Genomic DNA, 21784 nt, shown 5'->3' with positions numbered 1-21784 from the left:
CCGGATGCGCGATTGCCTCCGGGCGGTTTCAATGTGCAGTCGTTCCCGACAACAGGTTGAGTACCAGCACGCCGACAACAATCAGGGCGATGCCGAGATAGGCGTAAAGGTCCAGCTTCTGGCCAAACAGCACGACGCCGATGAGCGTGACCATGGCCACCCCGGCGCCGGCCCAGACGGCATAGGCGATGCCGACCGGAATGGTCTTGAGAACGATCGACAGAAAGTAGAACGAAATGGCGTAACCGATAACGGAAATGCCGCCATACCCCCACCTGGTGAAGCCTTCGGAGGCTTTCAGCGCCGTGGTGGCGATGACTTCACCGGTGATCGCAATGCCGAGAAACAGCCATGGCATGTCACTGCCCTCCTTCGTGGGGGGAGTTGGCCAACATCGCCCCTGTTGCATCGATGTCTTCAAGAAACGCCAGGATTTCCCGGCGCGCGGACGGGCTCGAATCCGGTCCACCGCCAAGGTCGGACAACCACAGACCGTCGGCTGCCAGACGCAGGGTACGGGCGAACGGCGACAGATCGGTTTTTGCGTGCCGCTGCAGGCGCGCCTCCACCCACTGGTTCCAGCGGGCGCAATAATGCGGGTCGGAACTGAGCATCAGCATCAACACGGCGAGACGCCTTTCCTCGGGCACGGACATATCGATGGCTGCCACGACCCGCAAATAGGCCTTCGAGAACCGTGCCGGTGCGGTTTCCTCGGGTTCGAGAGCATTCTCCACCTGGCTGTCGAACCAATCCACCACCTCTTCGAACAGGCCGTCGATCAGCGCGTTCTTGCCGTGATAATGATGCAGCAAGCCGCCCTTGCTGACGGCAGCCTCGCGCGCGACGTTTTCCAGCGTCAAAGCGGAAAGCCCATCATCGACAATCAGCCGTGCGGCGCATTCGATGAGCCTTGCACGCACGGCATCCGGGTTGTTCTTGCGTTGAGGTCTGTTCATGGCCAGTACATACCGTCTGGACGGTTTTTTAGCAAGGCAAATCAATTGATGACACAGTGAGCAGCACGAGTCGTTTATTTATGGGATGATTAAACGTCGATTTTGGCCATAATCGCGCTCATACGTACTTGACTTGGAATATTCGAGTTGGATATCTCTTATTTGTCCAACAAATAGGAATATCCAGTGACCGACACATCCGACAGATCCCTTCGCGAGACGAGCCTCGCGACCGATCCTGAAGCCCGGGAGCCGAGCGGCCGGACTTCGCGGGCATCGGCGGTGGACGATCTTGTCGAGCATATCCGCACGCTGATTTCCGAGGGTGGACTGAAGGTCGGCGACAGCCTGCCGACGGAAAAGGAACTCTGCGAGCGCTTCAACACCGGCCGCAACACCGTGCGCGAGGCGATGCGCATTCTCAAGACCTACGGTGTCGTCAAGGTACGCCCGAAAGTGGGCGCCGTCATCATCGACGAGCGCATGGCGCGGGCCTTCGACCTGTTTTCGTTCAATACACTCGAGGTATCGCGCGAGACGTTCGTCGACATCCAGGGTTTCCGAAGCCTGCTCGAGGTGGCGTCCTTCGAATTGCTTTTCGACAAGGTCACGCCCGAAGACATCGCCGAGCTGCGCCAGATCAACACGGAACTCCTGAACGCCGAGACAGCTGTCAACGCCTCGGAGATCGATTTCCGCTTTCACACCCGCCTGGTGGCGGTGATGGGAAACAAGGCAATTCTAGACGTCTACAAGATCATGAAGCCGGTGATCGTGAAAATCATGATGAAGGCAAAGACCGTCCAGACATTCGCGACCGTTACGTACTCCGAGCATGCCGCAATCCTTGAGACGATCGAGAAGCGAGACCGGACGGCCTATCAATACAAGATGAAGACCCATCTGGACGCCGGCTTTCGGCATTTTTCGGATTAGGGGCAGCCAATATCTGACCGCGAGGCGACAAAGACAACGCGGCCGAGGAGATGATCGTCACACATCGTGGCATCTGAGAGGGTGCGAGGAAGCACCGTAGGAGGAGGAACGAGCATGAAACTAGGAACACTCATTTCAACTGCCGCCGTGGGCCTGATGCTCTCGACAAGCCTGTCCATGGCAGGTCCCGAGATCGTTTCCGGCCCGGGCGTCGACCCGGCCTGCTTCGCACCGTGGAGTGCGGACACAAAATACATGCAGTGGCCGGCCAAGGCAGGCCCTTACAAGGTCGCCGTGGTCAACGGTTTCGTCGGCAATGGCTGGCGCATCCAGATGATCAAGACAGCCAAGGCCTTCGCCGAAGATCCGGCGATGAAGGACAAGATTGCCGAGTTCAAGGTGGTTTCGACGGGAACCGACGCGCCGGCACAGCTGGGCGCCATCGAGGATTTCATCAACCAGGGCTATGACGCGATCGTCACGATCGCGGTGTCGCCCGACGGCTTCGACCGGGTGATCCGCCTTGCCGACAAGAACAACGTGGTGCTGGTGCCGTTCGACAACGTGCTCGACACCGACAAGGTGATGCAGGTCAACGAAGACCAGCTGAAGATGGGCCGCATGTGGGCCCAGTTCGCGCTGGACGAACTCAAGGCCAAGGGTGTCTCTTCGGGCAAGATCCTCGAAGTCCGCGGGCTGCCGGGCAACTCGGTCGACCGCGACCGCTCCATCGGCATCAATGAAGTCATCAAGGCTGATGGCGGCAACTGGGAAGTGGTTTCGGTCGTCGGTAACTGGGATGACGGCACGACCCAGAAAGTCGTCGCCGACGCCATCGCGGTTCACGGCCAGTTCGAGGCTGTCGTCGGACAGGGCGGCTCCAACGGCGTCATCCAGGCGCTCAAGGATGCAGGCCACCCCTGGGTGCCGGTCGCGGGCGAATCCGAGAACGGCTACCGCAAGGCGATTGCCGCCCATTCCGCCGAAGGCCTGAAAGGCATCTCGATCGGCCAGTCCCCGGGCCTGGTCGCCATTGCCATGAAGGCGGCGGTCTCCGCGCTCGAAGGCAATGTGATGCCGCAGCTGATCTCGGTGCCGCTGCCGGTGGCGACCTACAAGGATCTCGAGGACGGCAAGAACTACTGGAGCGACCTGCCGGACAACTTCTTCACAGTGAACGAGTTCCCGCCCTGTGGCGTCAACATCTCCGGCCCGTCGATCATGGCGCAAACCGAAGCTGACGTGAAGTAAACATCGAAGCAGATCCCCGGGGCGCCATGCATGACCTGGCGCCCCATTCATCCCAAGACATGACCGAATTGCCTGCGAGGAGTGCGCGCACGATGCCGACTGACAGTCCGATCGTCCAGCTCAGTGGCGTATCGAAACATTTTTCGGGTACGCGTGCCCTGGAAGGCGTGGATTTCAGCTGCCGTTCGGGCACGATCCACGGGATCCTGGGCGAGAACGGCGCGGGCAAGTCGACGCTGATCAAGATCCTCTCCGGCGTGCTGCAGCCCGATGCCGGCACTGTCGAGGTGGCAGGCAAGACCGTCCGGTTCTCGAATCCGGAACAGGCGGTCGCTTCTGGCATCGTCTGCATCTTCCAGGAACTTTCGCTGGTCCCGGACCTGTCGGTCGCCGACAACATCTCCATCGCGGCACCGCCGCGCACCCGGTTCGGGCTGATCGACAAGCGGGTGCAGAACCGCCGCGCCGAGGAACTCCTGGCACGGATCAAGTGTGAGGATGTCGATCCCAATTCGCTGGTGCGCGAGCTTTCACTGTCGCGCCGGCAGATGGTCGAGATCGCCAAGGCGCTCGGCAAGGATCCGAAGGTTCTCATTCTCGACGAGGCGACATCGGCGCTGACCAGCCGTGATGTCGAGACCGTCTACGGCCTGCTTGCCGAGCTGCGGACAGCCGGCGTCGCGAGCCTGTTCATTTCCCATCGTATGCACGAGATCGACAAGCTCTGCGACATGCTGTCAGTGTTCCGCAACGGCCAACATATCGAGACCTTTGCCAAGGGAGCCCACAGCGAGGGCGAGATCGTCAAGCTGATGATCGGCCGCGAGGTGACCGCGCACTATCCGCCGAAACCCGAGCCTGTGCCGAAGCCCGCCTACTTGACAATCGACAAACTCGCCTGGGAAGGCCAGCTCAAGGGCATCGACCTGAGCATCGGCAAGGGGGAGATCGTCGGGCTGGGCGGACTCGACGGGCAAGGCCAGAAGGAACTGCTTCTCGGCCTGTTCGGCGTGCTCAGGGGATTGCAGGGCAAGGTCGCAATCCTTGACCACCCCTGCCGACCTGGATCCCCGGCCGAAGCCAAGAGCGACGCCATGCGGATCGCGCTGGTGCCGGAAGACAGAAAAACCGAAGGCCTGATGCTGGCCATGTCGATCGCCGACAATTTGCTCGCCGCTTCCTATGACCGTGTCTCCGACGGGCCGTTCATCAATCAGGACAAGGCCAGAACGGCGGTGAGCGAGGGCATCGCCAAGCTGCAGATCAAGGTCGCCAGCCCCGATGACATCGTTTCCACACTGTCGGGCGGGAACCAGCAGAAGGTGGTGATCGCGAAATGGCTGATGACGGATCCGGACGTGATCCTGCTCAACGATCCGACGCGCGGCATCGATGTCGGCACCAAACAGGAAATCTACAAGCTCATTCGCGAGCTGGCCGACCGGGGGAAAACGATCCTGCTGTATTCAAGTGATTATGCCGAACTGATCGGCTGTTGTGACCGCGTGGCGGTGATGTACGACGGAGAAATCGTCGCCAAGCTCAGCGGCGACGCGATCACCGAGGAAGCCATCGTCGCGGCTTCGCTCAATGTGGGCACGCAGTCATCGCTGCAAGCGGCAGGAGCACGGCATGGCTGACAAACGCTCCGCGCTCACCACCAACATCAGGCAGAATGTTGCTTTCTACAGCGCCATCGCCATGCTCGTGGCGCTCTATCTCGTCTACAACATGCTGCACCCGCGTGGCTTTTCGGCCGCGGTCCTGATCCAGAACAGCAACGAATCCGTGGCAATCGTGTTTCTGGCCATGGCACAGACCGTTCCGGTGCTGCTCGGCGGCCTGGACCTGTCGGTCGGCGCCGTGATGACGCTGGCAAACTGTATCGCCTCTGAGGTCGTCAACGGATCGCCGCTGCAGATCGTGCTCGGAATGATCATCACGCTGGCGACCGGGACAGCGTTCGGTCTGATGAACGGCCTGATCGTCGTCTATGGCCGCCTGCAGCCGATCATCGCGACGCTGGCAACCGGCGCCGTCGCCGTCGGGCTGGCGCTGTTCATCCGGCCGGTGCCCGGCGGCAATGTCGACGACGACATCAGCTGGGCGCTGACCAATGATCTCTATGAATTTGTCGCCACCTACGGGCTGTTTGATGCGGACGCTGGCTGGTTCCAGACGATTTCCTGGATTCCGGTGCCATTGCTGATCGTTGTGGCGATCGCATTCGGCGTCTGGCTGCCGTTCAAGCGTACGGTGACCGGCCGCACCATCTATGCCATCGGTTCGGCTGAAGGCGCTGCCTACATGTCCGGCCTGCCGATCAACCGGGCGAAGATCGCAGCCTTTACGCTGGCGGGCTTCTTTGCCGCCTGCGGCGGGCTGTATCTCGCCATCCAGACATCGTCGGGCAACGCCGACATCACGCAGGCCGGCGCCTACACGCTCAATTCCATCGCCGCTGTCGTGGTCGGCGGAACCTCGCTGCTCGGCGGCGTCGGCGGGGCCATCGGCTCGCTTGTCGGCGCGCTGATCCTCCGGGTCATTTCGTTCTATTTCCGCATCGTCTCGATCGATCCGCTGCTCCAGCCGCTGGTCGAAGGGCTTGTCCTGCTGGCCGCCGTCAGTCTCGGCGCTTTCAGAACGTTGCGGGTCAAGAACCAGCTCAACCTGTTCAGATAGGAGGCGAGGACATGGCATTTCATATCCCGAGCCTGAAAGCCGAAGACAAGCCGATGGTGATCGCCTCGGCCTTCATCCTGGTAATCCTGAGCATCGGAACCGTCTACACGCTTTCCACGCAAGGCTCGGCGCCGCTGTTGTCTCCCGGCTATCTGTTGCAGCAATTGCAGACCGGATCGTTCCTGGGGATCGTGGCGGCCGGCATGATGGTGGTCATCCTGCTCGGGCATATCGATCTCAGCGTCGCCTGGACGATGACCGCGGCGGCAATGATGGCGACCACCGTCGGCGGCGAATGGGCGATTCCGACAGGCATCGCCGTGGGTGCCGCCGTCGGGTTGGTCAATGGCTTCGGCGTCGCCTATCTCAGGGTTCCCTCGATGATCTTCACGCTCGGGGTGGATTCGGTGCTGCGCGGCCTGATGGTGGCGCACACCGGAGGCTTTGCTCCGCAGGACAGTGCAACGCCGCTGATGCGGACGCTTGCGTCGGACCGGTTCCTGGGAATTCCGAGCGCCATCTTTGTCTGGCTGGCGGTCTCCGTCGTCATCGCCGTCATGCTCAAGCGCACCGCCTTCGGCCGCGAGATCTACGTGACCGGCAACCGCGAGGTCGCGGCCTATCTCTCCGGCATCAGGACGCGGCGGGTGATCCTCGGGTCATTCGTGGTCTCGGGCATCTGCGCCGCCCTTGCCGGGGTCATGCTTGCCGGCTATTCGGCCAGGGCCTACCAGGGCATGGGAAATCCCTTCCTGCTGCCTGCGATCGCCGCCGTGGTGATCGGCGGCACCCGCATTCTCGGCGGTCAGGGCCGCTACATCGGCACCCTGATCGGCGTTATCCTCATCGTGCTGCTGAACTCGGTGCTCTCCATCATGCAGATGCCCGAAGCCGGACGCCAGGTCATCTATGGATCGGTTATCATCTCCATGCTTCTGGTCTATGGGCGCGGCAACAAGGTGCACTCATGACACACTCGACTTCACAACTCTACCAGGTCAACGATGACCGCTTCTCGAACCTGATCCATTCCAACGCGCGGCTGGAAAGCCTATGGACCGGGGGGCGCTGGACCGAGGGGCCGGTCTATTTCGCCGCCGGCAGGTATCTGCTGTGGTCCGATATCCCGAATGACCGGGTGATGCGCTGGGACGAGACCGACGGGTCGGTATCGGTGTTCGAGCAGCCCTGCCGGCACCAGAACGGCCACACCACGGATCCGCAAGGCCGGCTCATAAGCTGCGAACATGGCGGCCGGGCGGTGAGCCGGATCGAGCACGATGGCAGCCGGACCGTTCTTGCCGACCGCTTTGACGGCAGGAAGCTCAACTCGCCCAATGATGTCGTGGTCAAATCGGACGGCTCGATCTGGTTCAGCGATCCGACCTACGGCATCGACAGCGATTATGAAGGACATGCGGCGCCATCGGAGATCGGCGCGTCGCAGGTCTACCGCATCGCACCTGATGGAACCGTATCGGGCGTGGTCAGCGACCTGGTGCAGCCGAACGGGCTCGCCTTCTCGCCGGACGAGGCATTCCTCTATGTCGCGGATACCGGACGCACCCATGTTGCCGACTGCGCCCCGAAAATCCGCCGCTACCCGGTTGCAACCGGCGGCGCCAGCCTAGGCGCCGGAACGAATTTCGTCCTGTCCGACTCCGGTCTGTTCGACGGGTTTCGCGTCGATGTCTCCGGAAACATCTGGTCTTCGGCCGGCGACGGCGTGCACTGCTACTCGCCAGACGGTGACCTGCTCGGCAAGATCCTGGTTCCGGAAGTGGTTTCGAACGTGTGTTTTTTTGGCGCCAACCGGAATCGCCTTGCAATCTGCGCGACGACATCGGTGTATTCGATTTATGTCCGGACGAGAGGCTGCTAACACTGCCGTCCACCGGGCGATGCCGGTCAATGTGAAGTCGCCGCATTCGGGAACGCCATACGATATGTAATGCCCGCCTAACGGTATTGGAGACCAAGATGTCAAATGAAGACAAGAAGCCCCCGCTGCGTTCACAGCTCTGGTTCGACAATCCCGAAAACCGGGAGATGACAGCGCTTTATATCGAGCGCTACGTCAACTACGGACTGACGCGCGAAGAGCTTCAGTCGGGCAAGCCGATCATCGCCATCGCGCAGACCGGATCGGACCTCTCTCCGTGCAACCGGCATCACATCGAACTCGCCAAGCGCATTCGCGACGGCATCATTGCCAATGGCGGGGTGCCGCTCGAGGTACCCGTTCACCCGATCCAGGAAACCGGCAAGCGGCCGACCGCGATGCTCGACCGCAACCTCGCCTATCTGAGCCTGGTGGAATCTCTGTTCGGCTACCCGCTCGACGGGGTGGTGCTGACGATTGGCTGCGACAAGACCACGCCTGCGCTGTTGATGGCGGCGGCGACGGTCAACATTCCGGCGATCGCCTTTTCGGTCGGACCGATGCTCAACGGCTATTTCCGCGGCGAACGCACCGGATCGGGAACGATCGTGTGGAAGGCGCGCGAGCTGCATGCCGAAGGCAAGATCGATGACGAGCAGTTCGCAGAACTCGTCACCTCGTCGGCGCCCTCGGTCGGCTACTGCAATACCATGGGTACGGCCTCGACCATGAACTCGCTCGCCGAAGCGCTTGGGATGCAACTGCCGGGATCGGCCGCGATCCCCGCCCCCTACCGCGAGCGCGGGCAGATGGCCTATGCCACCGGCAAGCGGATCGTCGACATGGTGCGCGAGGACCTCAAACCGTCCGACATCATGACACGGCAGGCATTCGAAAATGTCATCGTCACCAACTCGGCACTCGGCGGGTCGACCAATGCGCCGATCCACGTGGTGGCGGTCGCCAAGCACATCGGCGTCGAGCTTACCAATGACGACTGGCAGACGCTGGGACACCACGTGCCGCTTCTGACCAATTTGCAGCCCGCAGGCGCCTATCTGGGCGAGGACTTTCACAGGGCCGGCGGCGTTCCCGCCGTCGTGGCCGAACTGATGCGGGCCAATCTGCTGCCGCACCCGGATGCGCTAACCGTCAATGGCCGCAGCATCGGGGAAAACTGCTCCAACCGCGAAAGCGAGAACGCGGACGTGATCCGGCCGGTTTCAAATGCGCTGATGCAGGAGGCGGGCTTCCTCAATCTCAAGGGGTCGCTGTTCGACAGCGCCATCATGAAAACCTCGGTGATCTCGAAGGAGTTCAGGGAGAGATACCTGTCCAATCCGGACGACAGGGACGCTTTCGAGGGCGTCGCGGTGGTCTTCGATGGTCCCGAACACTACAACAAGATGATCGACGATCCGAGCCTCGCCATCGACGAGAACTCGATCCTGGTGATGCGTGGCGCAGGCCCGCTGTGCTATCCTGGCGGCGCGGAAGTGGTCAACATGCGCCCGCCGAGCTACCTTTTGAAAAAGGGCATCACCGCCCTGCCCTGCATCGGCGACGGCCGCCAGTCGGGAACGTCGGGTTCGCCCTCGATCCTCAACGCCTCGCCGGAAGCCGCGGCCGGCGGCGGTCTTGCGCTGCTGCGCAACGGCGACAGGATTCGGATCGACCTCGGCAAGAGCCGCGTCGATGCCCTGGTGCCGCAGGAGGAATGGGAGCAGCGCGCCCGGGACCTGGCCGCGTCGGGCGGCTACCCGATCCCGCCAAGCCAGACTCCCTGGCAGAAATACTTCCGCGAGCTGGCCGAGCCCTTTGCCGAGGGCATGGTGTTGCGTGGATCGGACGAGTTCCAGCGCGTCGCACAGAAGTCGATTCCCCGCGACAATCATTGACGCCTGACGGCTGTTGATTTGTCTGCACCGGGCTTTACCGCCCGGGGCAAACGCTGTAGTGACATCGCACTAACATGTTAGCTCCAATAGACTGGCTTATCCCCGATGTCAAAACCGATCTTCGGCCTTTCGGCCGCCCTGGTGACTCCCTACACCGCGTCGGGCGCGGTCGACCTTCCCAAGCTTGCAAGACATGCCGGAGCGATGCTCGCGCGCGGCTGCGACAGCGTCACGCTGTGCGGCACCACCGGCGAGGGCTACGGCCTGTCGCTGGAGGAGCGCAAGGCCATGTATCGGGCCCTGGCGGACGCTCTGCCAGCGGACACACGCATCCAGGTCGGCATCATGGCCTCGGCCATTGACGATGCCGTCGCCCAGTCGAAAGCGGCCCTCGACGCAGGTGCGGCCGGGCTGCTGATGGCGCCGCCCTTCTATCTCAAGGGTGTGGATGACGAGGGGCTCTACAGCTGGTTCAACCAGGTGTTCGAACGCATCGGATCGAGCCTTCGCGGCGTCATCATGTATCATATCCCGGGACAGACGGCGGTGGCGCTGTCGCCGGAACTGATCGCGCGGCTGCGCAAGGCCTGGCCCGGCGTGATCACCGGCATCAAGGATTCCTCGGGCGACTGGGCGACCGCCGAGCGCTATCTCGAAAGCCACGGCGACATCTCGGTGCTGGTCGGCGACGAACGGCTGCTGCCGCGCGCCATGGCCAGGGGCGCCGAGGGATCGATCTGCGGCGTGGCCAACGTCGCACCGGAGCTGCTGGCGTCGGTGATCCATTCCGGCAGTGACGGACGGGTGGTCAGCGAACTCGTCGACCTGATCGTCTCCCATCCGGTGATGCCGGCAGTCAAGGTTCTGGTCGGGCACCTGGCACGCGATGCCGGCTTCGATGCCGTGCGCGCACCGCTTACCGAACTGAGCCCTGAGCAAAAATCAAACCTCGTCAAAGCCTTTGACGCCATCATGGCGGTTGCCTGAGGAGAGCGGATGATCCTGTCACCAACACAGACCAACAAGGATGGTGAACCGCTGAAGCTGCGCGAGCAGGCCTATGAGGAATACACGCGCAGCCTGCTGTCGCAGGAAATCCGGCCGGGCCAGTTCATCACGCAGCGACAGCTGGTGGAAATCACCGGATATCCGCTCGGCGCGATCCGGGAACTGGTACCGCGGCTGGAGGCCGAGGGGCTGATCCGCACCGTGCCGCAGCGCGGAATGCAGGTTCCGCAGGTCGATCTCAACCTGGTGCGCAACGCCTACCAGTTCCGCGAATTCATCGAGGTGGCTGCCGTCAGGCTGTTTGCCACACATGCCGATGCCGGACTGATCGCCAGGCTGCGCGCCCACCATGAGGAGATTCTCGAACGGTTCGAGCGCGGCGAGGAAGACGGGCTTATGCAGGACGCGGAAGCCGTCGACCTCGAGCTGCACGAGGCCATCATCGACGGGCTCGGCAATGACATCGTCGCCCAGGCCTACCGGGTCAACTGGATCAAGATCAAGCTGATCCGGCTGGCCGAGACACGGCTTTACGTGCCGATGATCCCCTCGGTGATCGGCGACCACCTGCGCATCATCGAAGCGCTGGAGGCGCGCGATCCGGACGCCGCGGCTGAAGCCATGCGCCGGCATATCGAGATTGCACGGCGGCGCGCGGTCAACATGTGAAAGGTTGGTCGGCCGGGAGAAGCGGGCCGGCTTGCGCAAACCGCTTTCGAGGCGCGCCGGGTCTGGTCAGTCCGGTTGGCGTTCATTTTCAAGACGCAACAGTTCACCTTCCGCCCGTTCCAGATCGGTCGCGGTGGTGATCTTGAAATTGGCCTCCGCGCCTTGGACGATCCTGACATCCATGCCGGCCGCACGGGCAACGGCGACATCGTCATGGGCCTCGCCATCATATCCGCGATGGGCGGCGAGAATCGCGTTGAAGTCAAACCCCTGCGGGGTCTGCGCCCGCCACAGCCCGTCGCGGGAAACCGGCGCCAGGGCATGGTCGCCCTCAGCCCGCCAAAGCGCATCGACGACCGGCAGGGCCGCGAACGCGCCTTCCGCCTGATCAAGCGCGGAGAGTACGTCCTCGATCACACGTGCCGGGATGAACGGGCGCGCCGCATCATGGATGAGGATCTTTCCGGTACCGGTGTCGCAGAAGGATTCGAGACCCAGGCGCACCGACTGGGCCCGCGTCGCGCCGCCATGCACCGGGGCAAGCAGCCGCCTGTCATCGATCCCGGCCAGGGCCCCCTCGCACAGGGCCTCGTCGTCGGGATGAATGACCACGCGCAGCAGGTCGATCGTATCCAGCGCCAGAAACGCGTCCACCACGCGGCGGAGCGAACAGATGCCGCCGACAGGCAGGAACTGCTTTGGGATCTCGCCGCCCAGGCGATGGCCGCGGCCGGCCGCGACGATGAGCACGGAATTCAACATGGTTTCCGACTAGCCCTTCTTCCGGCGAACTTCAATCTCCGTTTCCGGATGGCGCAGGCCGGAACCGCCGGGCAGTCTCTCGCCGGCATGATCGGGACGGTCCGATCCCGAAGATTGTGCCGGCGACAGGAACTGTCGGAACATCGCCGTAAAGGCTCAGTTTCTTAGCCGCCATCGATCCGGATTGAAAGAAACTGGCCTTGTGTGTATCGTGACGGTCTGATTGCGCACCCAACCGGCGGGCCCGTCCTTGAACCTGACGACAAAGGAAACCGATCTCGTCTTCAGCATCATGGCTGATCTGTCGTACGGGTACGGCTCGAACGAGTTGCGCCGCAGGGTCGGGCTCAAGCTGCTGGACCTGCTCGGCGCGCAATATTTCGCCTCCTATGTCTGGAACGATGCCAAGAACACGTTCTGCGACCGCGTGTCGATCAACATGAGCGACGACAATCTGGGCGCTTATGAGCAGTACTTCCAGTATTGCGACCCGATAACGCCGGTGCTGCAACGGCGGCGCAAGGCGACCGGCGTAAGCGAGATCATGCCGCGCAGCCGGTTCGTGCGAACCGAGTTCTTCAACGATTTCCTCGCCAATGACGGCCTTCACTACGGGGTCAACTACTACGCCTATTCCGGCGGCACCAATATCGGCGACCTCAGGATCTGGCGCGGCAAGACCAAGGAGGATTTCAGCCAGCGCGAGCTCGAGATCCTCGATGCCATCGGCCCGGCCTTCACCAATGCGATGCGCGGCGCCTTGGCGCGGGAGACAACCGCGCAGGGCAAGGTCGACCTGGTCACCGCGCTCGAGCAGACGGCTGCCGGCGCGATGCTGACCGCGCGTGAGAAGGAAATCTGCGCGGCCGTGCTCGCCGGCCTGTCGGATCAGCAAATTGCCGCAAAATACGGGATCTCCTTCACCACGGTCCGGTCCCATCTCAAACATGTTTACGGCAAACTCGGGATCAGCGGGCGCACCCAGCTTCTCTCCCGGGTGATCACCCATTGATCTGAAATATCCTCATTACTGAGGATAGGAATCCCGCCTCCGTCCTACGCATCATGTCCCTCGGTCCGACACCACCGGCGGAGGGAAAATGCCACATCAAGATCTCGACCTTTTCGACCTCACGATCACGCAGGCGCTGGAAGGGCTGGCGGCGCGGCGATTCTCCGCCCGCGAATACGCCCAGTCGCTGATCGCGCGCTCGGAAGATAAGAAATCGCTCAACGCGCTGGTGTCGCACGACTGGGACAGACTGCTGGAGGCCGCCGACAAGGTCGATGCATCCGGCAAGGCCGGGCAGAAGCTCGGCGGCATCCCGCTGTGCCTGAAGGACAACATCAACACGGGCATCCTGCCGACGGGTGCCGCAACGGGGGCACTGTCGAGCCATGTCGCCAGGGCGCCGGCGCCGGTGGCAAAGGCCCTGTTCGATGCCGGGGCGCTTCTCGGCGCCAGCGGCAACATGCACGAACTGGCCTTCGGCATCAGCTCCAACAACGGCGTCACCGGCGCGGTGCGCAATCCCTGGAACCCGGCGATGATCCCGGGCGGATCGAGCGGCGGGGTCGCCGCAGCGGTCGCAGCGCGGATGATGCCCGGCGGCATCGGTACCGATACGGGCGCATCGGTCCGGCTTCCGGCCTCGCTTTGCGGTCTGGTCGGCTTCCGCCCCACCGTCGGGCGCTATCCAGGCGATGGCATCGTTCCGATATCCCACACCCGCGACACCGCGGGCCCGATCACCCGCTCGGTCGCCGACGCGCAACTGCTCGACCGGGTGATGGCGGGCGGCGCGCCCGCGACATCTGCGGCAGACCTCAAGGGGCTGCGGCTCGGCGTGCCGCGCGGCTATTTCTACGAGACGCTGGATCCGGTCGTGGCCGCCAATGCGGAAGCCGCGCTCGAAGCCCTGCGCAACGCCGGAGTGGTGCTGATCGAGGCGGACATTCCCGATATCGGCGCGCTCGACGCGGCGGTGAGCTTCCCGGTGGTGCTTTACGAATTCATGCAGGATCTTCCGGCCTATCTGCGCGACCAGGGACTGGACCTGACCATGCAGGACATTCTCGACGGCATCGGCAGCCCGGACGTCAAGGGACTGGTTGCCTCCCAGCTTGGCCCGGACGCCCTGCCGGAGGCTGTCTACCGGAAGGCACTCGACGAGGACCGGCCGAAGCTGCTGGCGGCCTATGCCGACTATTTCAGGTCGCATGACGTTGAGGCAATCATCTTCCCGACGACGCCGCTTCCGGCCCGCCCGATCGGCGATGACGAGACCGTGGAGCTGAACGGCGAACGGGTTCCGACCTTCCCGACCTTCATCCGCAACACCGATCCGGGCAGCAATGCCGCGATTCCCGGCATCAGCCTGCCCTCCGGCCTCAGTCCGGACGGATTGCCGCTGGGCATGGAGCTCGACGGCCCCGCGTTGTCCGACGACCGGCTGCTCGCCATTGCCGCCGCCATAGAAACCGTCTTCGCCTTCGATGCGAAACCGCCAGTCCGTTGAAACCTAACAACCGGGGAACAAACATGAAAAGACGTGACTTCATCAAATCATCTCTGGGTGCCGCCCTCGTCGGCGCACTTTCAGGCAATGCCATCACCTCGGCCTTTGCCGCGGGTCCGATCAAGGTCGGCATCCTGATCCCGCTGTCGGGCCCGGCCGGACTGTTCGGCCCGTCCTCGCAGAACTGCGCGCAGATGGCCGTGGACGAGATCAACGCCTCCGGCGGCATTCTCGGCCGCCAGATCGAACCGGTGTACGTTGATGTCGGCGGACCGCCCGCCGACGCCACGCAGGCCGCGCTGAAACTGTGGAAGGGCGAGAAGGCCGAAGCCTTCATCGGCATGCATGACAGCGCCGTGCGCGGCGCGCTGACCAATCTGTTCAAGGGCCAGGTGCCTTACATCTACACCCCCGTCTATGAAGGCGGAGAATGCGCGGCCGGCACCTATGTCATCGGCGAAACGCCGGAACAGCAGCTGGCACCGGTCATTCCGTGGCTGGCCAAGGAAAAGGGCGCCACCAAGTGGTACCTGATCGGCAATGACTACAACTGGCCGCGCGACACCAACGCTGCCGCAAAAGGCTACATCGAGGCGTCGGGTGGTGAAGTGGTAGGCGAGGAATACCTGCCGTTCACGGCCGACAATTTCGATTCCAATCTCGCCAAGATCAAGGATACCGGCGCCAATGCGGTTCTGATCACGCTGGTCGGCGGCGCATCGGTCGGCTTCAACCGGGCCTTTGCCAGCTTCGGGCTTGCCGACAGCGCCATCCGGCTCGGCACGCTGATCGAGGAAAACACCCTGGCCGGCATCGGCGCGGAAAACTCCAAGGGGCTCTACTCCTCGGCAGGCTACTTCGCCTCCATCGACACGCCGGCCGCCACGGCCTTCGCCGAAGCCTATGCCGCGAAGTTCGGCGCCGACGCCGCAGCGCTCAATTCGCTGGGTGAATCCTGCTACGAGGGCGTGTTGCTCCTGAGCGCGCTCGCCGGCAAGGCGCAGTCGCTGTCAGCCAGCGACATCGATGCCATCGCCGAGGGCACGACCTACGAAGGTCCGCGCGGTCAGGCGACGATGTCGAACCGCCATGTCGCCAAGGACATCTACCTGGCTGAAGCGGACGGCACCGCCTTCAAGGTGGTGCAGACCTTCGCCAATGTCGATCCCGGCAACAATTGCGGCTGAGGATCGGCAGAGGCGATGGATCTCGTTGTCACCTACGGGCTGAATTTCGCCTATTCCACCGCAACCCTGGGACTGATCGTCCTGGGGCTTGCGGTGGTGTTCGGCCTGCTCGGCGTCATGAACATGGCGCATGGCGAGTTCGTCATGCTCGGCGCCTACAGCGCGCTCACGGTGCAGCAGGCCGGTCTGCCGTTCCTGCTGGCGATCCCGCTTGCGTTGATTGTCTGCGGCGCGCTCGGCTGGCTGATGGAGTGGTCGGTGATCCGCCACCTCTACCGGCGGCCGTTCGACACGTTCCTGGCCACATGGGGGATCGCGATCCTGATGCGGAAGGGCGTCGAGGTCACTTTCGGGCGGGAATACCAGAGCGTCGACCAATCACTGCCGGGCACGGTCAGCCTGCTGGGCATCGACTACCCGGCCTACCGGCTGGTGCTGATGGCGGTGATCGTCGTGATGTTTGCCGCCCTGTTTGTCTGGTACCAGCGCTCCAACACCGGCGCGCGGATCAAGGCGATGGTGCAGAACCCCGACCTTGCCGCGGCCGTCGGCATCAACACGGCCCGGCTGTCGCGCGCCACTTTCGTCACCGGCGTCGCCATCGCTGGCCTGGCGGGCGTGCTGCTGGCGCCACTGGTGCGGGTCGAACCCTATATGGGGCTGGATTACCTGCTGTCGTCCTTCTTCATCCTGGTGGTGGGCGGGCTCGGTACGATCGAGGGCCTGATCACCGGATCGAGCATTATCGGCGGCGCAGACGTCATCATCTCCGCGATTTTCGACAAGACAGCCGGATATCTCGGCGTGCTTGCGATCTCCATCCTGTTTTTGTGGTTGAGGCCCGATGGCATTTTCTCGCGCCGCTAAATTCACGCTCGCCGGGCTGCTGATCGCGTTCCCCTGGATCTCGGACAGCTTCACAGCCTACCAGCTGGGGCTCTATCTGCTTTACGGCATGGTGGCGCAGGGCATTGCGCTCTGTTGGGGTCGCGCCGGCTTCCTGCCGCTCGGGCAGGCGCTGTTCTTTGGCATCGGCGCCTATCTCGCGGGCGCCGCGCTGAAGGCGGATCTCGGCTGGGCAATGCTCGTTCCAGCCTTTGCCGTCGCCTGCCTGGTGCCGGCGCTGCTGGCCGGTTTCATCGGCGCGCTGGTGTTCAACCGGCAGACCGGTTCCGGTCCCTATTTCTCGCTGATCACGCTGGCGCTGTCGATGCTCGGCTTTCAGCTTGCCAATTCGCTGAGCGGGATTACCGGCGGGTTCAACGGCATGACCGGAATTCCCGGTCTGCCCGGCATCGATACCTACGAGACGCTCTATTTCGTCATCGTCGGCGTGCTGATCGTTTCCACCCTGGCACTCGCGCATGTGATGCGGGCGCCGTTCGGCCAGTTGCTTATCGCCATCCGCGAGAACGAGGAGCGGCTGCAGTTCTTCGGTTTCCGCACATCGATGCTGAAAGCCGCGGCCTTTGCCATCAGCGGCGGCATTGCCGGGCTGGCGGGTGCGCTCTACGCGCCGCACCAGGGCATTGTCACGCCGCAGGCGGTGGGCTTCGTGCTGTCGGCGGAACTCCTGATCTGGACCGCGGTCGGCGGACGCTTCGGCCTCATCGGCCCGGTCGCCGGCGCGGTGCTGATCGGCTTCATGGCGGCAGGCCTGCGCGACAGCTTCCGCTACTGGGAAGTGGCCGTCGCGCTGGTGTTCATCCTCGTCGTGCTGAAGATGCCGGGCGGCATCAGCGGGCTGTTTTCAGCCGCACTATCCCGGTTCGGCGGCGGCAGACATGATCATGACAAGCGCATTGCGCCTGCGATGCTGGAGGGCAAAGAGCATCGCGTGGCCCCTGACCTGCGGTTCGACACTGTCGGTGTCAGCATGGGACCCGTCCGGATCCTCAATGGTCTGAGCTTTTCCATCTCCCGAAGCGGCATTCACTGCATCATCGGACCGAACGGAGCCGGCAAGACCTCGGCGCTCAACGTGCTCACCGGACGGCTTCCGCTCGGCGGCGGCGAGATCAGCTGGCGCGGCATCTCGCTCGGCAACACCCGGCCCTTCATCGCGGCGCGCAACGGCATCGGCCGCAAGTTCCAGGTGCCCTCGATCTTTCCCGAGCTCAGCGTGCGCCAGAACATCGAAATTGCCCTGTGGGCAAACCGCATCGGAACAGTGGAGATGTTCTCGATGCGGCCCTATGGCTTGACGACACAAATGCTTGGCGAGCTGGAAACTCGCTTTCCCTTTCTTCAGCAGAGCCACAAGGCTGCGGGCTCGCTCTCTGTCGGCCAGCGGCAGATGCTCGATTTCTCGATGACCGTGCTCGCCGAGCCGGACCTGGTGCTGCTCGACGAGCCCTGCGCCGGATTGTCCACCGACGAAACCCGGCAGATGATCGAAGCCATCGCCGCGATTGCCGGGCAGACAAAGGCCACCTTCATCATCATCGAACATGACATGCAGGTGGTTGAGCGGCTGTCCGACCACGTTCTCGTCATGCATCAGGGGGCGCTGCTTGCCAACGGAACCATGACCGAGATCCGCGCCAATGCCGATGTCGCCCGCGTCTATTCGGGAGGCAGCAAATGAGTGCCGCGCCTCTTCTCTCCATCGAAAATCTCACCGGCGGCTATGGCGAGATCGTCATCGTCACCGATATGTCGCTTGCGGTGGCAGCGGGTGAAGCGCTGTGCGTGACCGGCCGCAACGGCGTCGGCAAATCGACGCTTGTGCGGCTTGTCACCGGAGCGCTCAAACCCGCGTCCGGCAAGGTCATTTTCGAGGGGGAGGATCTCACCTTCGCTCCGGCCCATGGCCGTGCCAGGCAGGGCATGGGCTATGCCCCGCAGGAAGGCGTGGTGTTCGATACGCTGAGCGTCGCCGAGAACCTGACGCTGCATCACAGCGACCGTTCGCTGGAGCGCTACCGGGAGCTTTTCGCCATGTTTCCACGCCTGCCGGACCGGCTCGGGCAAAGGGCCGGCACCCTGTCGGGTGGGGAAAAGAAGATCCTGTCCTTTTGCCGGGCGCTGGCCGAAGACACGCGGCTGGTGATTCTTGACGAGCCGACCGAAGGCGTGCAGCCGGAAAACATCGCGCTGATGGCCGAGGCGATCAACAGCGCCAAGGCGGTGGGCCGCGGCTTTCTGATCGTCGAACAGAATCTGAGCCTGGTCGAGGCCGTGGCGGATCACGCCGCCCTGATGGATCACGGCGAATGCATCTACACCCATTCCGGCACGGTCAACCTTCGCGCGGAACTGTCCAGGCGGCTGAAGATCTGAGCCGCCGGGAGCCGAAAGAAAACCGGCCCCATCCATGAGGATGAGGCCGGTCTGTCTTCAAAGGCTCCGTGCCGAGACGATCAGTTGAAATCGTCGGGCAGCAGGTCTGCCGGCATGTTCTGGTAGCAGACTGGGCGCAGGAAACGCCGGATCGACAGGGTGCCGACCGAGGTCGCACCGAAATTGGTCGACGCCGGATAGGGGCCGCCGTGAACCATGGAATCGGCCACCTCGACGCCGGTCGGGAAGCCGTTGGCGAGCACCCTGCCCGCCTTGCGCTCCAGCACCGGCATCAGCGCCCGGCCATGCGCCGTGTCGCCTGCATCCAGATGCAGGGTGCAGGTCAGCTGGCCATGCAGGCTGCGCGCGACCTTCATCATCTCGTCGAAATCGGAGACCCGGACGATCAGGCCAAGCGGGCCGAACACTTCCTCGCCGAGAATCTCGTTGTCGAGCCATTCCTTGCCGGTGGTGGCAAAGAGGTAGGGCGTGGCGTTGCGCAGATCGCAGGTCGAGGTCAGCAGTTCCTGGATCCCGGTGACGCCGGCGACCCGGTCGCGTCCGGCGCGATAGGCCTGGGCGATGCCGTCGGTCAGCATGGTCTGCGCACCGACGGGGCTGAGTGCCGCCGTCGCCGCTTCGACGAAGGCATCGGCCTCCGGGCTGTCAATGATCACCGAGATGCCCGGGTTCGTGCAGAACTGCCCGGCGCCCATGGTGAGCGAACCGGCCCAGCCCTTGGCAATCGCCTCGCCACGCGCCTTGACCGCTTCGGGCAGCAGGAACATCGGGTTGACCGATCCGAGTTCGCCGAAGAACGGGATCGGCTCGGGGCGCTGGGCGCAGAGGTCGAACAGCGCGCGGCCACCGGCAAGCGAACCGGTGAAGCCGACGGCCTTGATCAGCGGGTGCTGGACAAGGCTCTGGCCGACGTCGCGCTTGCCGCCCTGGATCAGCGAGAAGATGCCGGGATGCATGCCGAGCTTATTGAGTGCCGCGTCGACAGCCTGAGCGACGATTTCGCCGGTGCCGGGATGGGCGGAATGGCCCTTGACCACGACCGGGCAGCCTGCCGCCAGAGCAGCCGCCGTGTCGCCGCCGGCGGTGGAGAAGGCGAGCGGGAAGTTCGACGCACCGAACACGGCCACCGGGCCGATCGGGCGCTGCATCATGCGCAGGTCGGGGCGCGGCAGCGGCGCGCGATCGGGCAGCGCCTCGTCATGACGGCGGTCGAGATAGTCGCCCTTCTCGATGTGGCTGGCGAACAGCCGCAACTGGCCGGTGGTGCGGCCGCGCTCGCCTTCGAGGCGGGCTTCCGGCAGACCGGTTTCCGAGGTGCCGATCGCGGTGATTTCGGCGCCGCGCGCCTCGATCTCGTCGGCGATGGCATTGAGCAGCGCCGCACGTTCGGCGCGGGAGGAATAGCCGAAGCTCCAGAAAGCCTCCTCGGCCGCCTTTACCGCCGTGTCGACGTGGGCCGGCGTGCCGACCGCAAATTCATGGACATCCCCATGCGCCGGTTCACTCTTGAAGGTCGCGTCACCTGCAACCCAGTTTCCGGCAATCAGATGTTTTCCCGTCAGCATATCGGTCTCCGTTCAGATAAGATTTCTTGCGGCGAGGTTCCGCATAAAAGAGGCGACGCCGAATGTCCATTCCGGACACTGGGTCGACAGCCGCACCGTGTTGGTAAGACTGCCAAGCCCGGGCGACGAAATGGTGACGACGTCGCCGATCTTGTGGGTAAATCCCTCGCCCGGCGTATCACGGTCCTGGGTCGGTGCGAACAGGGTGCCGAGAAAAAGCATCAGCCCGTCGGGGTACTGGTGATGGCGGCCGAGGGTCTGTCCGACCAGATCGGCGGGGTCGCGGCTGATCTCCTTCATTGAGGAATGGCCCTTGAGCACGTAACCGTCCTCCCCCTTCACCGTCAGGTCGAGTTCGGCCCGGCGGACGTTGTCGAGCGTGAAAGCGTCATGGAACAGACGGATCATCGGCCCGATGGCGCAGCTGGCGTTGTTGTCCTTTGCCTTGCCGAGAAGCAGTGCCGAGCGGCCCTCGACATCGCGCAGGTTGACGTCATTGCCGAGCGATGCACCGACGATGCGGCCTTTCGACGACACGGCCAGAACGATCTCGGGCTCCGGATTGTTCCATTTGGACACCGGATGCAGTCCGACCTCCGCCCCCGGACCGACCGAGGACAGCACCTGCCCCTTGGTAAACACCTCCGCGTCCGGCCCGATGCCGACCTCGAGATACTGGCTCCACATGCCTTCCGCGATCAGCGCCGACTTCACCCTGGCGGCCTCTTCCGAACCCGCCTTGATGTTGCGAAGCGAGCCGCCGATGATGTCGCCGACACGGGCGCGGATATCCTGCGCCTTCTTCGGGTCGCCGGCGGCCTTCTCCTCGATCACCCGCTCGACCATGGAGGACGCGAAGGTGACACCGCAGGCCTTGACCGCCTGGAGATCGCACGGGGCAAGGAAATGCGGCTTCGCCATGTCACCGGAATTGGCCGCCAGTGAAGCGAGATCGCCAACCGTCACGCCGTCAGCGCCACGCACATAAGCTGCGGGATCGTCCATCTCGCAGATGTCGCGCACTGTCGGCGCAGCCTTTGACGTGATGTCGACGATCTTGCCGTCGCGAAGCGTCACCACGGATGGTCCCTGAACCTCGGGCGACCAGATGCGGCCGATGAAAATGCCCTCGTCGGGCAGGTTGAAGTCGGTCATTTCGGATA

General features: G+C 63.4%; 20 protein-coding genes. 15 read left to right on the top strand and 5 right to left on the bottom strand.

The genetic code is table 11. The annotated features are described in order from the left end of the window. Nucleotides 1–28 precede the first annotated feature (28 nt). Nucleotides 29–358, bottom strand: a complete 330-nt coding sequence (locus O4H62_RS17440; RefSeq protein ID WP_269389778.1) for a DMT family transporter — start codon at nt 356–358, stop codon at nt 29–31. Between the two features lies 1 nt (nt 359). Continuing rightward, the gene (locus O4H62_RS17435) at nt 360–959 is read right to left on the bottom strand and encodes a TetR/AcrR family transcriptional regulator (RefSeq protein WP_269389776.1); all 600 of its coding nucleotides are present in this window, start codon (nt 957–959) and stop codon (nt 360–362) included. Between the two features lie 186 nt (nt 960–1145). Between O4H62_RS17435 and O4H62_RS17430 the strand changes: the two genes are divergently transcribed. The 9 genes from O4H62_RS17430 (at nt 1146) to O4H62_RS17390 (ending at nt 11285) form a co-directional block, all read left to right on the top strand. Next, nucleotides 1146–1895: a FadR/GntR family transcriptional regulator gene (locus tag O4H62_RS17430; protein WP_269389775.1), complete on the top strand. Its 750-nt coding sequence runs from the start codon at nt 1146–1148 to the stop codon at nt 1893–1895. A gap of 114 nt (nt 1896–2009) precedes the next feature. Then, nucleotides 2010–3146: a sugar ABC transporter substrate-binding protein gene (locus O4H62_RS17425; protein ID WP_269389773.1), complete on the top strand. Its 1137-nt coding sequence runs from the start codon at nt 2010–2012 to the stop codon at nt 3144–3146. A 92-nt stretch (nt 3147–3238) separates the two neighbouring features. Beyond that, complete coding sequence (locus tag O4H62_RS17420) at nt 3239–4786, top strand: sugar ABC transporter ATP-binding protein (protein WP_269389771.1); 1548 nt, start codon at nt 3239–3241, stop codon at nt 4784–4786. Beyond that, nucleotides 4779–5828: an ABC transporter permease gene (locus O4H62_RS17415; protein ID WP_269389770.1), complete on the top strand. Its 1050-nt coding sequence runs from the start codon at nt 4779–4781 to the stop codon at nt 5826–5828. The genes O4H62_RS17420 and O4H62_RS17415 overlap by 8 nt, the downstream gene beginning before the upstream one ends. An 11-nt stretch (nt 5829–5839) precedes the next feature. Further along, a complete protein-coding gene (locus tag O4H62_RS17410) occupies nt 5840–6799 on the top strand; it encodes an ABC transporter permease (protein ID WP_269389768.1) in 960 nt (319 codons plus the stop codon). Further along, nucleotides 6796–7710: an SMP-30/gluconolactonase/LRE family protein gene (locus O4H62_RS17405; RefSeq protein WP_269389767.1), complete on the top strand. Its 915-nt coding sequence runs from the start codon at nt 6796–6798 to the stop codon at nt 7708–7710. Before O4H62_RS17410 ends, O4H62_RS17405 begins: the two co-directional genes overlap by 4 nt. Before the next feature lie 98 nt (nt 7711–7808). Continuing rightward, nucleotides 7809–9608: an IlvD/Edd family dehydratase gene (locus O4H62_RS17400; protein ID WP_269389766.1), complete on the top strand. Its 1800-nt coding sequence runs from the start codon at nt 7809–7811 to the stop codon at nt 9606–9608. A 105-nt stretch (nt 9609–9713) separates the two neighbouring features. After that, nucleotides 9714–10595, top strand: a complete 882-nt coding sequence (locus tag O4H62_RS17395) for a dihydrodipicolinate synthase family protein (protein ID WP_269389765.1) — start codon at nt 9714–9716, stop codon at nt 10593–10595. Nucleotides 10596–10604: 9 nt separating this feature from the next. Next, nucleotides 10605–11285 (top strand): GntR family transcriptional regulator, encoded by a 681-nt coding sequence (locus tag O4H62_RS17390; RefSeq protein WP_269389764.1) that lies wholly within the window; start codon nt 10605–10607, stop codon nt 11283–11285. A 66-nt stretch (nt 11286–11351) separates the two neighbouring features. Here O4H62_RS17390 and ispD read toward each other — a convergent pair whose 3' ends face one another. Further along, nucleotides 11352–12035: a 2-C-methyl-D-erythritol 4-phosphate cytidylyltransferase gene (ispD, locus tag O4H62_RS17385; RefSeq protein WP_269390290.1), complete on the bottom strand. Its 684-nt coding sequence runs from the start codon at nt 12033–12035 to the stop codon at nt 11352–11354. A 262-nt stretch (nt 12036–12297) separates the two neighbouring features. Between ispD and O4H62_RS17380 the strand changes: the two genes are divergently transcribed. From O4H62_RS17380 to O4H62_RS17355, 6 genes are all read left to right on the top strand, one after another. Beyond that, nucleotides 12298–13059, top strand: a complete 762-nt coding sequence (locus O4H62_RS17380; protein WP_269389762.1) for a helix-turn-helix transcriptional regulator — start codon at nt 12298–12300, stop codon at nt 13057–13059. Between the two features lie 88 nt (nt 13060–13147). Beyond that, nucleotides 13148–14566: an indoleacetamide hydrolase gene (gene iaaH / locus O4H62_RS17375; RefSeq protein WP_269389760.1), complete on the top strand. Its 1419-nt coding sequence runs from the start codon at nt 13148–13150 to the stop codon at nt 14564–14566. 23 nt (nt 14567–14589) lie between these two features. Beyond that, on the top strand, nt 14590–15753 hold the full coding sequence (locus O4H62_RS17370) for a substrate-binding domain-containing protein (protein ID WP_269389758.1): 1164 nt from the start codon (nt 14590–14592) through the stop codon (nt 15751–15753). 15 nt (nt 15754–15768) lie between these two features. After that, nucleotides 15769–16620, top strand: a complete 852-nt coding sequence (locus tag O4H62_RS17365; RefSeq protein WP_269389757.1) for a branched-chain amino acid ABC transporter permease — start codon at nt 15769–15771, stop codon at nt 16618–16620. Beyond that, the gene (locus O4H62_RS17360) at nt 16598–18340 is read left to right on the top strand and encodes an ABC transporter permease subunit (protein ID WP_269389755.1); all 1743 of its coding nucleotides are present in this window, start codon (nt 16598–16600) and stop codon (nt 18338–18340) included. The genes O4H62_RS17365 and O4H62_RS17360 overlap by 23 nt, the downstream gene beginning before the upstream one ends. After that, entirely contained in the window at nt 18337–19035 is a 699-nt protein-coding gene (locus tag O4H62_RS17355) for an ABC transporter ATP-binding protein (RefSeq protein ID WP_269389753.1), read from the top strand. The genes O4H62_RS17360 and O4H62_RS17355 overlap by 4 nt, the downstream gene beginning before the upstream one ends. An 80-nt stretch (nt 19036–19115) precedes the next feature. Here O4H62_RS17355 and O4H62_RS17350 read toward each other — a convergent pair whose 3' ends face one another. After that, entirely contained in the window at nt 19116–20621 is a 1506-nt protein-coding gene (locus O4H62_RS17350; protein WP_269389752.1) for an aldehyde dehydrogenase (NADP(+)), read from the bottom strand. Nucleotides 20622–20633: 12 nt separating this feature from the next. After that, a complete protein-coding gene (locus O4H62_RS17345; protein WP_269389751.1) occupies nt 20634–21776 on the bottom strand; it encodes a fumarylacetoacetate hydrolase family protein in 1143 nt (380 codons plus the stop codon). Between the last annotated feature and the right edge of the window lie 8 nt (nt 21777–21784).

This window comes from Parahoeflea alexandrii (assembly GCF_027214025.1).
Lineage (GTDB): Bacteria > Pseudomonadota > Alphaproteobacteria > Rhizobiales > Rhizobiaceae > Hoeflea > Hoeflea alexandrii_A.
The sequence above is the reverse complement of the archived record's forward strand: the minus strand, read 5'-3'. Positions and strand labels throughout refer to the sequence as shown.